The following is a 1,051-nucleotide window of genomic DNA, read 5'->3' on the forward strand; positions in this document are numbered from 1 at the left end:
CGAACGACAGGCCGCGGGCCAGCCCGCGCCCCTTGGGCGTCAGCTCGACCGTCGAGGTCGACGCGGCGATCCGGCCCAAGGCCTCCTCGACGCGCTCGCCCTTGGCGATCGTCGACTTCTCCAGGGTGTCGTCGCACCAGAACTCGCGCAGGGCCGCGGTGCCGGTGACGAACGCCGGGTTGTGACCGCGGAAGGTGCCGTTGTGCTCGCCGGGGCCCCACTGGTCGTACTCGGGCTTGATCAGCACGAGCGCCATCGGCAGCCCGTACCCCGAGATCGACTTGGACAGGCAGACGATGTCGGGCTCGATGCCGGCGGCCTCGAACGAGAAGAACGGGCCGGTCCGGCCCACTCCCATCTGCACGTCATCGACGATCAGCAGGATCTCGTGCCGTTTGCACAGCTCCGCCAGTCCCTGCAGCCACTCGATGCGTGCCGGGTTGATGCCACCCTCGCCCTGCACGGTCTCGACGATCACCGCTGCAGGGTCGTTCAGGCTCGAGCCCTGGTCCTCCAGCACCCGCTCGAACCACAGGAAGTCGGGCACCTTGCCGTCGAAGTAGTTGTCGTAGGGCATCGGGGTGGCGTGCACCAGCGGGATACCCGCCCCGCCACGCTTCATCGAGTTCCCCGTCACCGACAGCGCCCCCAGCGTCATGCCGTGGAACGCGTTGGTGAAGTTGATCATCGCTTCCTTGCCCGAGATCTTCCGGGCCAGTTTCAGCGCCGACTCGACGGCGTTCGCCCCCGTCGGGCCCGGGAACTGCACCTTGTAGTCCAACCCCCGCGGCTCCAGCACCACCTCGCGGAAGGTCTTCAGGAACTCCCCCTTGGCCCTGGTGTACATGTCCAGGCCGTGGGTGACCCCGTCCCGGCTCAGATACTCCAGCAGCGGTTTCTTCAACGCCGGCGGGTTGTGCCCGTAGTTCAGTGCACCCGCACCGGCGAAGAAGTCCAGGTAGGACTTGCCGTCCACATCGGTCAACCGGCTTCCCACCGCGGTGTCGAACACCACAGGCCAGCTTCGGCAGTAGCTGCGGACCTCGGACTC

General features: G+C 67.2%; 1 protein-coding gene. It reads right to left on the minus strand.

What is annotated here, in order from left to right:
* A partial coding sequence (gene ectB, locus HF519_RS30145; RefSeq protein ID WP_169416333.1) for a diaminobutyrate--2-oxoglutarate transaminase occupies positions 1-1,051 on the minus strand: 1,051 nt, incomplete at both ends.

The organism is Pseudonocardia bannensis (assembly GCF_012911875.1).
Taxonomy (GTDB): Bacteria; Actinomycetota; Actinomycetes; order Mycobacteriales; family Pseudonocardiaceae; genus Pseudonocardia; species Pseudonocardia bannensis.